A 12,933-nucleotide genomic window follows, 5' to 3' on the forward strand; every position below is an offset into this window, starting at 1 on the left:
TTCATATGATAGGAGTTTCAATTTATCTTTCAAAAGAGCGAGTAGAGAAACAAGAAGCATGGTTAAAACTAGCGAAAGAAAACGGATTTTCATCTGTTTTTACATCTCTTCACATTCCAGAAGATGATCCGAATACGTATAAGGAGTTAATTCAAATACTTGGGCAACAAGCTCTCGAAAATGAAATGGAATTAATGGTTGATGTCTCTCCAAAATCGTTAAACCATTTAGGGATGACGTATGAAAATGTGGAAGAGTTATTAGACTTTGGCATTACTGGTTTACGAATGGATTACGGTATTACGCCAAGAGAAATCGCACGTGTATCTCATAAGATGAAGGTAGCTTTAAATGCGAGTACGATTACAGAATCATTTTGGAAAGAGTTACTTGCGGAAAATATACGAGTAGATCGAGTAGAAGCGTGGCATAATTTTTATCCACGTCCAGAAACAGGACTAGCCAAATCATTCTTGCAAAAACAAAATAAATATTTACATGAGTGCGGAATAAAAACGATGGCGTTTATTCCGGGAGATGGTGAAAAACGCGGTCCGTTATATGAAGGTTTACCAACTTTAGAAAAGCACCGCTATATACGGCCACTTGAAGCGTATTTAGAACTTGTGCAAGAGTGCGATGTTGATAAAGTGCTAATTGGAGATATAAGCGGGAGCCTAGAGAGTGTACAAGAAATCTCGAGTGCGAGTGGTGGGATTATTCCAGTGCGATATGAGTCATTTATAAATGCAAGTGAAGTATTAAAAGTGGTAGAGCAAGTGCATACAAATAGGTTAGATCCGGCTCGTGATGTAATTCGTTCTGTAGAATCGCGCGAAGAAAATAAAGTTGCATTACAACCGATGAATACAATTTCAAGAAAACGAGGCAGTATTACAATTGATAATGAATTGTACGGTAGATATGCTGGTGAAATGCAAATAGTTATAAATGATTTACCTGAAGATAGGAAAGTGAATGTTGTTGGAATGGTGATGGAAGAAGATGTGTCTTTATTGTCTTATATAGGTGCTGGGAAAAATTTTCAACTTTTTTCTAAGTAATAGAGCGAAAGCTTGAATTAGCACTATTTTATAAAAAACATTATCTGCAAAAAGGATAATGTTTTTTGGTTTCTTTAAAAAAGCATTTGACGAATGAAAAGAAATACCGTATTGTTTTGTCTTGTGAATAAATTTTCACCATAACAAAACAAAAAGGGAGAGTTCAGAATGAATCAATATATTGGTAATTTAATTATTCGTATCGTATTAGGAGTTACTTTTTTTGCACACGGTTTAGCAAAGTTTCAATCAGGTATAGATAACGTAGCAGGATGGTTTACAAGCATCGGTTTACCAGGTGGTCTTGCATATGGCGTAGCAACAGTTGAATTAGTTGGTGGTATATTATTAATTATCGGTTTAGGCGTGAGGTATGTAGGATTGTTATTCGCTCTTATTTTGGCTGGAGCTATCGTAAAGGTAAATGGAGCAGCAGGCTTATTAGGAGATGGAAAGAATCCGGGATATGAATTAGATCTTGCATTATTATCAATGGGTGCGTATTTATTCGTTGTAAAAGCAGAAGGATATGTAGATCGCTTCTTAAAAGAGAAAGTAATGAAAACGAAGTAAATTTTATTTTTTTAGTGTTGACTTGACGACTTGGTGTAACTATAATGATTACATTAAGTCGATTAGTAATAAAATGATTCGTATATTTTTTTATTCCGGTTGTAACTAACTTAGTTACAACCGGAATAAAGCTTAAAGAATAAAGGAATATAAAAGAGTAAATAAAAAGTGGAGGAAATAACATGTCAAAATTACATTTAGAGGTTTTTACAGGATCTGAGCAAGCATTTCAAGTTACATCCACAATTGTATACGGAGAAAAAGATGCAATTCTTATCGATGCACAATTTTTATTAAGTGATGCGCACCGTTTAGCAGCTCAAATTATTGAAACAGGAAAGAATTTAACTCATATTTATGTGACTCATTTCCATCCAGATCACTATTTTGGATTAAATGTATTACATGAAGCATTTCCAGAAGCGAAGATTGTTGCATTACGGAATACTGTTGAAGATATTCGTAACACATTTGAGAAGAAAGTGGAACAGTGGAAACCATCTATTGGGCATAATGTTCCTCATCAACCAATTGTTCCAGAGGAATTAACAGAAGAGAAATTGATTTTAGAGGGAAATAATTTAATCATTAAAGGTGGTTTGCAAGGTGATACACCGAATAATAGTTATGTATGGATTCCATCATTAAAAGCCGTTGTTACAGGCGATATCGTTTATAACAATACTTTCGTATGGACGTTAGAAACAGATGCTGAAGCTCGTCATAAATGGTTAGACACATTAAGTGAACTTGAAAATCTTCATCCTGAAATTGTTGTAGCGGGTCATCGTGATTATGACGTACCAAATACAGCAGACGCGATTAAACATACTCGTAAATATTTAGTTGCATTTGATGAAGTTCTTACAGGAAATCCTTCAAGTGAAGAAATTCAAACGGCAATAAAGGAGCGGTTCCCGCGCGTTAAAGCGTTAGAAATTGGACTTATTTTAGCGGCAAACGCGTTTGGGGCGAAAAAATAATGAAGCAAAAAACAAATTTAGAAATTATTCAAAGCACGTATGAAGGATCAGCTTCTTCGAATGCAAAACATTTAGCAGAAGCATTTTCTGAAAAAGTGGAATGGACAGAGGCAGAAGGTTTTCCGTACGGCGGAACGTATATAGGTACAGAAGCTATAATGGAAAATGTATTTAGTCGTTTAGGATCAGAATGGGATGATTATAAAGCGAGTGTAAAGACGTACCATGAAGTAAACGGAAAAGATGTGATTATTGCTGAAGGTGTTTACTCAGGAGTTTATAAAGAGACGGGAAAATCATTTGAGGCGGAATTTGTTCATGTGTGGCAGTTTAAAAATGGAAAAATCATGAAATTTAAGCAATATGTGGACAGTTACATTGTACGAGAAGCGATGAAGGCTTAAAATGAAATAAGGAAACAAATGGAATCGACTATGTGCAGGCGATTCCATTTGTTTATGTAATTATTAGGGGGAATGGGGAGTACATAATATGAAAAAATGGATAATAGGGACAATTACAATGATTGTAATTGCGGTAGGAGCTGTATTCGGTGTTACTAAACTTCTTAATTATATAGAGGAGGAGGAGAAGAGCCTTAAAGTACAAAAAGTAATGGATCAACAGGAGAAGAAAGTAAAGGAAGAGAAGCCACAAGTTAGTGAAGATGAAATTATTTCTACAATGCATAGGATGGTACATCAAAAAGTGAAATCCTCTGAGAAATGGGGATTTATCGAAATGACAAATAAGGAAATTAGTAGTGCGAAGAACGCAGTAGAAAGCAGTACTAATTTTAAATATAAATCAAAGCTACTTTCTACTTTAGAGCGTTGGGAGAAAGGGGATTTTTCACAGACGGTTGAGGAGCATAACTTTTTGTGGGAAATTCAAGGTGGTGATACCGGAAAGGCAACAGAACGTTTATCGCCAGAAGAAGAAAAGCAGTATGTGAAAGAAATGAAAGGTAAATAAAAACATCGCCACTTTGGTGGCGATGTTTTTGATTAAGAATGTTTTCGCATTAAAGTTCTAGTTGGCTGAACAGCAACGGTTTTGAAATGAGAAAATAAATAACACCCTGTCACGACGATGATTGTACCGAAAATTTGAATCCATGTTAATTCTTCTCCAAGGAAAAGGAATGCTAAAATAGCTGTGAAAATTGGATTGAAATTTAGAAAAATCCCCGATGTAGTAGCGCCTAATTTCTGTACACCAATATTCCAAAACACCATACAAAGTACTGTTGAAATGAGTCCTGTATATAAAAGTGATGTTATGAAGGAAGAGTTGATATTGGAAACAGTGAAGCTACCTATGTTAAATGGAAGCAATAAAATGACACCAAAAATGCCAGAATATAATGTAGCCATTAGCGGTGTAACTGTTTTTGTCGCCCATTTACTACAAACAGAATAAATGCCCCAAATACAAACTGCTGCAATCATCCATAAATCCCCGCTATTAAAATGTAGTGAAAATAAAAGAGCAAAATTTCCTTTTAAAAGGACGAGCATAACCCCGAAAAATGAAAGAATCATAGAAAGAATTTGAAGTGTATTTACTTTTTCTTTTAGAAATAGCACAGAAAATAATGCAATTGAAATAGCGTTCAATGTAGAAATAAGACCTACATTCGTTGCGGATGTTTTTTCTAGTGCTAAAAATTGAAAAATGTTGAAAAGAGCGACGCCTGTAATTCCCATAATTACTAACGGGATTATAGCAGCACGCGGTGGAATAATTTTCTTCTCTTTAAACCATACGAGTGGTAATAAACAAACAATCGCAATCATCCATCTTAAACTTGTCAGTGTCATCGGAGACGCATGATCGACAAGTGATTTCCCAACGACAAAATTTCCTCCCCATAATAAGCTTGTTAATAATAGTAAAAAGACGTAAAAATAAGGCATGCTAAAAACCCCTTTGTTGAAATAAGAATGAACTGTAAATAATTTTAGCATTTTTCTTTATTATCTAATATATTCTTTTGTATAATGGTAAAAACTCGATAAAATGTTTCGTTAGAAATATTATTTACAGGAAAACATTCAGTTTTATATAAGTTATGAGATGTTTCTTCGAATAATCGTCGGTAAGAAAAAAGGGGGAATTTTGATGGAGTCATCTGTTATTAAAGTGCTTGATGATTTGGATGTGAAAATTTTAGATATATTGCAGAAAGAATCACAAGTAAGTAATGCAGAGCTTGCACGCCGTGTTAATTTATCTCCAGCTGCGATGCATGCACGAATAAAAAGGTTAGATGGGGAAGGTTTTATTGATAAGCAAGTAGCAATTTTAAATCAAGAAAAGCTTGGATTTGATTTATTATGTTTCATTTTTATGAGCACGAATATTCATCAGTATGAAAAGCTTGAAGTGTTAGAACGAGAATTAGAATCTATGCCTGAAGTGTTAGAATGTCACTGTTTAACAGGAGAGTATGATTATTTATTAAAAGTTGCAAATCGTGATCGTAAGGAACTGGAGCATTTTATTAGAAAGCTGAATAAGCTTGGTATTACACGTATACAGACGAGTTTAGCACTTCGTGAAATTAAATATTCGACGGTATTGCCGATACGAAATGAGGAATCAAGCATCGATTAAGTTGCTTGGTTTTTTGTTCATCCACCACTGATTATTAGCCTTCACCAATCGGGCGTTTAGGGGCAGCCCGACTCCCACCTACCTTCTTTGCTTCAGCCGAATTTTGAGGTGGGAGTCTTACTGCCCGTTAATGCGGGATAAAATTCAGAAAAGTGATTGACGGAGAGAAAAGAGAGATGTATTATTATATGAAATTATGAATTAAAATTCATTCGTTGTTATAAATATTAATTCTGGGGGCAAGGGGATATAATATGAAAATCTTTAATGCGGTTACAAGTGATGTGAAAGAAATTTATAATCTCATTGAAATGTATGCAAAAGAGGGAGTTATTTTGCCGCGTTCTCATTTGTCTCTCTATCAATATTTACAATGTTTATATGTTATGAAAGAAGGGGAGGAAGTCGTTGGAGTTGCTGGTTTGCATGTGTTAGGAGAGGATCTCGCAGAAGTACGATCGTTAGTAGTTTCGCATACATATGCAGGAAAAGGGATAGGGCGTAAGTTAGTGAATCATGTAATGAATGAGGCGGCAAAGATAAAAGTGAACAGGATAATTTCTTTAACATATGAAACAGAATTTTTTCAAAAGTGCGGGTTTGATTTTGTGAATAGACAAGCATTGCCAGAAAAAGTGTGGATTGATTGTAGACATTGTCCAAAAGTTGATTATTGTGATGAGGTGGCGATGATACGGTATGTGGGGTGAAATTTTTAGAGAGAAAAAAGGCCCACTATTATTTAAGAAATAGTGGGTATCTATATTTTAATCAGAAATGAGATGTTGTTAAGAATTTGAATTCGTTTGTCTCACTGCAAAATTAAAAATGGGATTTTTAAGCTCATAGTTATAAGTAGAACCATCGACAAGCCCTACAACTTTATCGCTATCATAAAGGTCGAGCATAAATTGTGCCATTTGTTTTGCAGTGTGGAATTTTGGTACAACATTATCGTATTGGAATTCATCAATATCAAATGAACGTTTTGCGAATTCTGTTTCAGTTGCAGCAGGAGCTAAAACTTTTGCTTGTAGTTTTGCACGTTGTTCTTTCAGTTCGTGAGATAGTCCTTCTGTAAATGCACTTACATAAAATTTCGTAGCGCAATACGTAACAGCATCAGCAACAATCGTGTATCCACCGCCTGATGAAACGTTAATAAGCTGTGTTCCTGCGGTCATTGAATAATCTCGAACGAAAAGGGAAGATAGTATTGTTAGTGCTTCTATATTTACATGCAACATCGTTTCTATCTTGTTTAAATTTTGTTCAGCAATTGAGGCAAAATTACCAAAACCTGCGTTGTTAATCCACGTTTCAATTTGAAAACTTTGTAGACTTTCATAAAATTTATAAACTTCTTCAGTGACGGATAAATCAGTTCTTCGAATGACAACATCCAATTCCGGATGCATTTCGTTAATTTTCAATTTTAATTCTTCTAATTCTGCTTGTCTTCGAGCTACAAGTATTAAGTTTTTTCCGCGAGATGCAAAGGCTAAAGCGGATTCATAGCCAATTCCTGAACTAGCACCAGTAATAACAGTATATTTCATATAAAAGCCTCCTAAATTCAAATTAATTTATCATGGTTAGATTGTATTTGTTAGAGTATACTCTAAGTCAAATGTTTTTTATAATTTGGATAAGGCAGTAAAATATATGAGAGTAAATGGCTTGCGAAGGGAGTATGGTTATGTACACAATTAGCGAGGTAGCTAAATTATTAGGAGTGAGCACACATACATTACGTTATTATGAAAAGGAGAACATATTAATTGCAAATCGCGATGTAAATGGGAATAGATTGTATGAAGAGTCACATATAAAGTGGTTGCAGTTTGTAATGAAGTTAAAACAAACACAAATGCCGATAGCGAAAATAAGAGAATATGCTAGATTATATTTAGAAGGAGAGCATACAACCGAAGCTCGTTTACAACTGTTAGAAAATCATAAAAAATCTATTCGAACTCAAAGAGAAAACTTAGAAATTACAGAGAAGATGCTCGAAAATAAAATTATTGCATACAAAGACTCGTTGAAAAGTAAATAGCGTACAAAATATTTCGTTCTTTGTTGCATGTTGAAAAGGGAGTACAGGTTTTTGTTTTGGAATTTATCTATGAGTATTTTATTATAATGTGCCGATAAATTAAAAAAGAGCAGTTAGCTAAAAGCAACTGCTCGATTCAAAGGGATCTCCAAGGGGGAATGGAGAAAATATTATGTTACTACCATTATTGACAGATTATTAAGAAATATTCATGTGGATTTAAGAAATTTAAAATATTTTTTGGTTAATAGAATCCGGGTGTTGACACTTTATCAATTGGTCATGTAGAATGTTTATGAATGACATTCAGTCATTTTTCTGTGAAAGGGTGTAGATAAGCAACTTTTATATGTAGTTAGCTTAATAACGGAACAAATATAAGGATAAATGAGGATGATATTGGTTTTTTAAATAGTAGTTAGAGTGAGATTATATTTTTTAAATTAAAAATGACTGACGGTCAGTCAGTAAATAATAGAAGGTGAGAGATATGAAAAATAAAGCTTGGTTATATGTCATATTAACATGTATCTTTGAAATTTTTTGGGTGTTTGGTTTTAATACAGCCCATACTTGGTGGCATTGGGTCATTATTGTAGGAGTTATCGCTGTTGATTTTTACTTCCTATCGAAAGCGTGCGAACATCTTGCAACAGGGACTGTATACGCTGTGTTTGCCGGAGCTGGTACGGTAGGTACTTTCCTAATGGATGTATTCCTTTTCGGCGGCAGTTTCAGTGTAGGAAAACTATTCTTTATCGTAATGGTCGTAGCGGGCGTTATCGGTTTAAAATTAGCTGATAATAAAGAAGAAACCGCGGAAGAAACTATGGAAGGAGCTGCTTAAAAATGGGTTGGTTTTTCGTATTTTGTGCTGCAATTAGTGAAATAGTCGGTGTAATAGGCCTTAAAATGTATAGTAAAGATAAGACGTTAGCAAATGGAGCGATTTATATAGGTGGATTTGCAACTTCCTTCGCATTCTTATACACATCTTTCTTGTTCTTACAAGTAAGTGTAGCTTATGCGGTTTGGATTGGCATTGGTACAGCAGGAGCTGTTTTATTAAATATGTTTCTGTTTGGTGAATCAAAAAGTAAGGCACGTTTGATTAGTGTAGCTCTTATCGTATGTGGAGTTACGGGATTAAAGGCTCTTTCATAAGAAAAGGATATTAAAGTTAAATCTCCTAACGATTTGTTGGGAGATTTTTATTATGAAAAGTGCACGATGATTGACAGTACAGCTAATTATTTTATAAAATGAGTGACAGTCATTCAATACGCGTGTGAAAGGGTTTAGATGATGAATAAAAAAGAAAAAATTGTCTATGCAGCTATTGAAGTGTTTCAGGAAAAGGGCGTTGAAAAAACGAAGATTTCTGATATCGTGAAATTGGCTGGCATAGCACAAGGAACTTTCTATTTATATTTTCCTTCTAAGTTATCTGTTATGCCTGCAATAGCAGAAGTGATGGTTGAGAAGATGATACTTGCAGTGAAAGAAAAAGTACAGAACGATTCACCTTTTTCAAGTAAAGTTGAGCAAGTAATAGATGCAGTATTTACCTTTATAGCTGAATATCGTGAAATACAAGCATTAATGTATGCGGGCCTTGCATCAACTGAACATATAAAAGAATGGGAAGCTGTATATGAGCCTCTTTATATATGGCTAAGTGACTTTTTAAGTGAGGCAAAAGAATCAGGTGAAATTCGTGATTCGGTTCACGCAGAGCGAACAGCGAAGTTATTTATCGCTCTTGTTGAATCAGCAGCGGAACAAGTTTATTTATATGATCATAAAGATGATGAGCAAGTCGAGCTACAAAAGGCAGAAGTACTAGATTTTTTAACACATGCACTACATATAAAGAAGTAGTAAGATGAACCTGTCTGAAAAGGTAGGTTCATTTCTGCGGGAAACTGAATGATAGTCATTCACCCTGTGTTTATGTATGTGTGGAAGGATAGAGTGAAATTCTAATGAGTGGGGACATCTTTACTCAGTATGAGCCCACAAATAGCAGGATAAAGAAAAAGCTTCTTGGGCATTATTTTTGAGAGGAACTACGGGAAGAGGTGTTAAAAATTGAAGAAACCGATAAAAGAACAAAAGATGGTATTGATCATTCTTTTGAGTAATATATTTATCGCTTTTTTAGGGATTGGATTAATCATTCCGGTTATGCCGTCCTTTATGAATGATATGAATTTAACAGGAAAGACGATGGGTTATCTCGTTGCAGTGTTTGCAATGGCGCAGCTTATTACTTCCCCTATTACGGGTCGTTGGGTCGACATTTACGGTAGGAAGAAAATGATAATCATTGGATTATTTATTTTTGGTGTTTCAGAGCTTCTTTTTGGATTAGGTACAGATGTGTGGATGCTTTATGCAGCGAGGGTGTTAGGCGGAATTAGTGCCGCGTTTATTATGCCGGGTGTTACGGCATATGTTGCGGATATTACTTCTATTCAGGAACGTCCAAAGGCGATGGGATATCTTTCAGCTGCTATTAGTACCGGATTTATTATAGGGCCTGGAATCGGCGGATTTATTGCAGAATACGGTATACGTGTGCCGTTCTTTGTGGCAGCAGCGATTGCCTTTGTTGCATGCGTGATTTCTATATTTATTTTGAAAGAGCCGTTAACGAAAGAAGAACTTGCAGAGATTTCTGCTAATACGAAAGAATCCAGCTTTATCGGAGATTTAAAGAAATCATTAAATCCAATGTATGCAATCGCATTTATTATTGTATTTGTACTCGCATTTGGATTATCAGCATATGAAACTGTGTTTAGCCTGTTCTCTGATCATAAGTTTGGTTTCACACCGAAAGATATTGCTGCAATTATTACGATTAGCTCCATCTTTGGGGTAGTCGTGCAAGTATTTATGTTTGGCAAATTGGTTGACATGTTCGGTGAGAAAGTATTAATTCAAATATGTTTAATTGTAGGTGCAGTATTAGCATTCGTCTCAACTGTAGTCTTTAATTATTGGATTGTACTTCTCGTTACTTGCTTTATTTTCTTAGCATTTGATTTGCTTCGTCCAGCTTTAACGACGTTTTTATCAAAAGCAGCTGGAAAAGAGCAAGGATTCGTTGCTGGTATGAACTCAACGTATACGAGTTTAGGAAATATCGCAGGACCAGCGATGGGCGGAATATTATTTGATATAAACATTAATTATCCATATGCATTTTCAGGTGTTGTTTTAATCGTTGGTCTCGGTATTACATTTATGTGGAGAGAGAAACAGCTAGCTCAAAGTTTTGCGAAGTAATGTAGTGAATAACGAAAAGCCTCTTACTATTTTTATGGTAAGGGGCTTTTCGTTTATAAACTTAATCCAAACCGCTTTAATTCAATAAATATCCCCTCTAATTGCTTTCCTTTATCCGTTAACGTGTACTCTACGCGAGGCGGAACTTCTGGGTATACTTTTCTCGTTATAATCCCTTGTGCTTCCAATTCTTTTAGGCGAAGTGATAATGTTTTCGGACTAATCCCGTCCATTGATTTTTGTAAATCGCTAAATCTTAATGTTCCTTCGATAAGAAGATCGCGAATGATTAAAAACGTCCATTTTGTACTAATTACGTCAAGAGTTTTAGCGATAGGACAAGGTATACCAGGTAAACCTTTCGTTAATACAACTGGATCTATATTGCTCATGGAAATAGCCTCCATAAAAATTTTTTTAATGAATTTGCCTTATCGTATCACAAAACTATCTTTTTGGTAACTATATGAAAAAAATATCACTACTTCCATATAGGAAGTTACTGTATATACAATAGCAATAAGAAATACAAAGGGTTTGTATGAAGAGGAGGTGATTTCCATGGGTATGAAAAAGCTGTTTATGTTACTTAGTTTTTTTGTCATTTGTATTGTGCTTGTAGCATGTAGTGGTGAGCAAAAAACTGAAATTCAGTTATTAAAGGAAATGCCGAAGCCAAAAGCAATGACAATTGATTCTTCATTAAGTAAAAAGGAAGCGACAGAAATCGTGCATGCAGCTCAGCGTTTTTATGCATTTTGGGATACAGGTAAAGAGGAGCTTATTCCGCAGACGGTTACTGAAAATTTTTTCGATAACACACTGCCGAAAGGTCGACCACAAGGAACTGAAGGATTAAAGCTTGCGGCGCAAAACTTTCGTAAAGTAGTTCCAGACATACATTGTGAGATTGAAGATTTATTAGTGGTTAGTGATAAAGTAACAGCTCGTCTTTCTTTTACAGGAACTCATAATGATAAGAAAATCAATTTTTTTGCAATTGATATTTTGCATGTGAAAGACGGAAAGATAACGGAAGATTGGCATTTAGAAGATAATCTTACGCTGAAGCAGCAACTCGGCTTGATAGCTGAAGAGTAAAATAAGGGAGAGAAAAGTGATGAAAAATATATTCATTATAAATGGGCATGAAAAATACGGTACGAAAGAAGGACGATTAAATAGAACGTTAGTTGATTATATGGTAACTGTATTAAGTGAGAATCATTATGTGAAAACAACAACGATTCAAGATGGATACAGTATTAAGGAAGAGCAAGAAAAGTTTTTATGGGCTGATGTTGTAATTTATCAAACACCTATTTACTGGTTTAGTGTACCGGGATTATTTAAAACGTATATGGATGAAGTGTATGAATACGGTTTGTTCTTTAAAGGTGCAGATGAATACGGAACAGGTGGTTTATTAAAAGAGAAGCAGTATATGTTTTCTACAACTTGGAATGCACCTGAAAAAGCATTCGGAGATAAGACGAAGTTCTTTGAAGGAGAAAGTTTAGAATCAGCACTTAGTCATTTACATCGTGTGCAGAAGTTTATTGGTATGAGTCCGTTAAAGAGCTTTGCTTGTTATGATGTGGTGAAAAATCCGGATATTGAGAAATTTTTGATGGACTTGAAGAATCATTTGGCTGAGGTAATTTAATAGTAGTTTGCATCTTTGTGCGTAAAAAGGTTCATCTTTAAACATGTAAAAGAAGGTACTACTAAGGAGGTAGTACCTTCTCTTGCATTCATAAAAATTTCTTAGTTTTTCTTAGCTTAAAGTCTTCATAAGCGGAATTTAACCTTTTATGAAATACGTTGAAAATCTTTACTCATACAGGACTGTTTTAGTTTTTTTGATTTGATTAAATGTTTAATATCAGAGATGTTATCGTATGAAAGCTGAGTATGATAATAGTTAATGTACTCAAGTAATGCAAAAATATAAATAAATAGAGTGAATGATAGCCCACCTAAAGGTAAGTGGGGATACCAAATTACAAAATCAATAGTAAACGTAATAAATCCCGTGATAAGTAATGCTATATTTATCTTTTTAAGTATTTTTAAATATTGAATCATCCTAATGGGTGTAACAGATGTTTTCTCTTTTTTTAGTCGTTTCCACTTTACGTACCAGTAAAGTGTTCCTTGTAATAAGATAAACTCTAAAAGAAGAAATGAGATCCAAAAAGAATATAAGGAATATAAATGTAACGTAGGATAAGCATAATTAAGTAAGTAACTTGTGAAAATAAAAGTAATGACTGAAAATAACTCACCTGTGTATAGATAGGAAAGCCTTTTTTCTAGGTTGCTTTTCATGGTTCTTCTC

18 protein-coding genes are annotated in these 12,933 nt (G+C 34.6%); 14 read left to right on the plus strand and 4 right to left on the minus strand.

Annotation, left to right across the window (positions count from 1 at the left end):
- The first annotated feature begins 5 nt into the window (after positions 1-5).
- From JFU54_RS20385 to JFU54_RS20405, 5 genes are all read left to right on the plus strand, one after another.
- Positions 6-1,064: a DUF871 domain-containing protein gene (locus JFU54_RS20385; protein ID WP_201066072.1), complete on the plus strand. Its 1,059-nt coding sequence runs from the start codon at positions 6-8 to the stop codon at positions 1,062-1,064.
- A gap of 168 nt (positions 1,065-1,232) precedes the next feature.
- Positions 1,233-1,637, plus strand: coding sequence for a DoxX family protein (locus JFU54_RS20390; protein WP_001077751.1), 405 nt, complete (start codon positions 1,233-1,235; stop codon positions 1,635-1,637).
- Between the two features lie 182 nt (positions 1,638-1,819).
- A complete protein-coding gene (locus JFU54_RS20395) occupies positions 1,820-2,620 on the plus strand; it encodes an MBL fold metallo-hydrolase (protein WP_201066074.1) in 801 nt (266 codons plus the stop codon).
- Positions 2,620-3,024 (plus strand): nuclear transport factor 2 family protein, encoded by a 405-nt coding sequence (locus JFU54_RS20400; protein ID WP_201066076.1) that lies wholly within the window; start codon positions 2,620-2,622, stop codon positions 3,022-3,024. The genes JFU54_RS20395 and JFU54_RS20400 overlap by 1 nt, the downstream gene beginning before the upstream one ends.
- A gap of 88 nt (positions 3,025-3,112) precedes the next feature.
- The gene (locus JFU54_RS20405) at positions 3,113-3,595 is read left to right on the plus strand and encodes a PRK06770 family protein (protein ID WP_002087394.1); all 483 of its coding nucleotides are present in this window, start codon (positions 3,113-3,115) and stop codon (positions 3,593-3,595) included.
- A gap of 32 nt (positions 3,596-3,627) precedes the next feature.
- On the opposite strand, the gene JFU54_RS20410 is transcribed toward JFU54_RS20405, so the two are convergent.
- Positions 3,628-4,539, minus strand: a complete 912-nt coding sequence (locus JFU54_RS20410; protein ID WP_063219321.1) for a DMT family transporter — start codon at positions 4,537-4,539, stop codon at positions 3,628-3,630.
- A gap of 205 nt (positions 4,540-4,744) precedes the next feature.
- Here JFU54_RS20410 and JFU54_RS20415 point away from each other — a divergent pair, with 205 nt between their 5' ends.
- Positions 4,745-5,239: an Lrp/AsnC family transcriptional regulator gene (locus tag JFU54_RS20415; protein WP_002029975.1), complete on the plus strand. Its 495-nt coding sequence runs from the start codon at positions 4,745-4,747 to the stop codon at positions 5,237-5,239.
- 254 nt (positions 5,240-5,493) lie between these two features.
- Positions 5,494-5,949: an N-acetyltransferase gene (locus JFU54_RS20420; RefSeq protein WP_201066078.1), complete on the plus strand. Its 456-nt coding sequence runs from the start codon at positions 5,494-5,496 to the stop codon at positions 5,947-5,949.
- A 78-nt stretch (positions 5,950-6,027) separates the two neighbouring features.
- Here JFU54_RS20420 and JFU54_RS20425 read toward each other — a convergent pair whose 3' ends face one another.
- The gene (locus tag JFU54_RS20425) at positions 6,028-6,798 is read right to left on the minus strand and encodes an SDR family NAD(P)-dependent oxidoreductase (RefSeq protein WP_201066086.1); all 771 of its coding nucleotides are present in this window, start codon (positions 6,796-6,798) and stop codon (positions 6,028-6,030) included.
- Between the two features lie 140 nt (positions 6,799-6,938).
- Between JFU54_RS20425 and JFU54_RS20430 the strand changes: the two genes are divergently transcribed.
- From JFU54_RS20430 to JFU54_RS20450, 5 genes are all read left to right on the plus strand, one after another.
- Positions 6,939-7,298, plus strand: coding sequence for a MerR family transcriptional regulator (locus JFU54_RS20430; protein ID WP_012260378.1), 360 nt, complete (start codon positions 6,939-6,941; stop codon positions 7,296-7,298).
- 490 nt (positions 7,299-7,788) lie between these two features.
- On the plus strand, positions 7,789-8,145 hold the full coding sequence (locus tag JFU54_RS20435; RefSeq protein WP_002140502.1) for a DMT family transporter: 357 nt from the start codon (positions 7,789-7,791) through the stop codon (positions 8,143-8,145).
- 2 nt (positions 8,146-8,147) lie between these two features.
- A complete protein-coding gene (locus tag JFU54_RS20440) occupies positions 8,148-8,462 on the plus strand; it encodes a DMT family transporter (RefSeq protein ID WP_000539672.1) in 315 nt (104 codons plus the stop codon).
- Between the two features lie 138 nt (positions 8,463-8,600).
- A complete protein-coding gene (locus JFU54_RS20445; RefSeq protein WP_002063960.1) occupies positions 8,601-9,179 on the plus strand; it encodes a TetR/AcrR family transcriptional regulator in 579 nt (192 codons plus the stop codon).
- A gap of 210 nt (positions 9,180-9,389) precedes the next feature.
- Positions 9,390-10,592 (plus strand): MFS transporter, encoded by a 1,203-nt coding sequence (locus tag JFU54_RS20450; protein WP_201066093.1) that lies wholly within the window; start codon positions 9,390-9,392, stop codon positions 10,590-10,592.
- 53 nt (positions 10,593-10,645) lie between these two features.
- Here the strand turns inward: JFU54_RS20450 and JFU54_RS20455 are convergent, their stop codons facing one another.
- Entirely contained in the window at positions 10,646-10,984 is a 339-nt protein-coding gene (locus JFU54_RS20455; RefSeq protein ID WP_002166316.1) for a winged helix-turn-helix transcriptional regulator, read from the minus strand.
- A 169-nt stretch (positions 10,985-11,153) separates the two neighbouring features.
- Here JFU54_RS20455 and JFU54_RS20460 point away from each other — a divergent pair, with 169 nt between their 5' ends.
- Both JFU54_RS20460 and JFU54_RS20465 read left to right on the plus strand, forming a co-directional pair.
- Positions 11,154-11,693 (plus strand): ester cyclase, encoded by a 540-nt coding sequence (locus JFU54_RS20460; protein ID WP_201066095.1) that lies wholly within the window; start codon positions 11,154-11,156, stop codon positions 11,691-11,693.
- 19 nt (positions 11,694-11,712) lie between these two features.
- Positions 11,713-12,258 (plus strand): NAD(P)H-dependent oxidoreductase, encoded by a 546-nt coding sequence (locus JFU54_RS20465; RefSeq protein ID WP_098635809.1) that lies wholly within the window; start codon positions 11,713-11,715, stop codon positions 12,256-12,258.
- 146 nt (positions 12,259-12,404) lie between these two features.
- On the opposite strand, the gene JFU54_RS20470 is transcribed toward JFU54_RS20465, so the two are convergent.
- Positions 12,405-12,923 (minus strand): hypothetical protein, encoded by a 519-nt coding sequence (locus JFU54_RS20470; protein ID WP_061689542.1) that lies wholly within the window; start codon positions 12,921-12,923, stop codon positions 12,405-12,407.
- Positions 12,924-12,933 lie beyond the last annotated feature (10 nt).

The organism is Bacillus sp. TH19 (genome assembly GCF_016651075.1).
Taxonomy (GTDB): Bacteria; Bacillota; Bacilli; order Bacillales; family Bacillaceae_G; genus Bacillus_A; species Bacillus_A mycoides.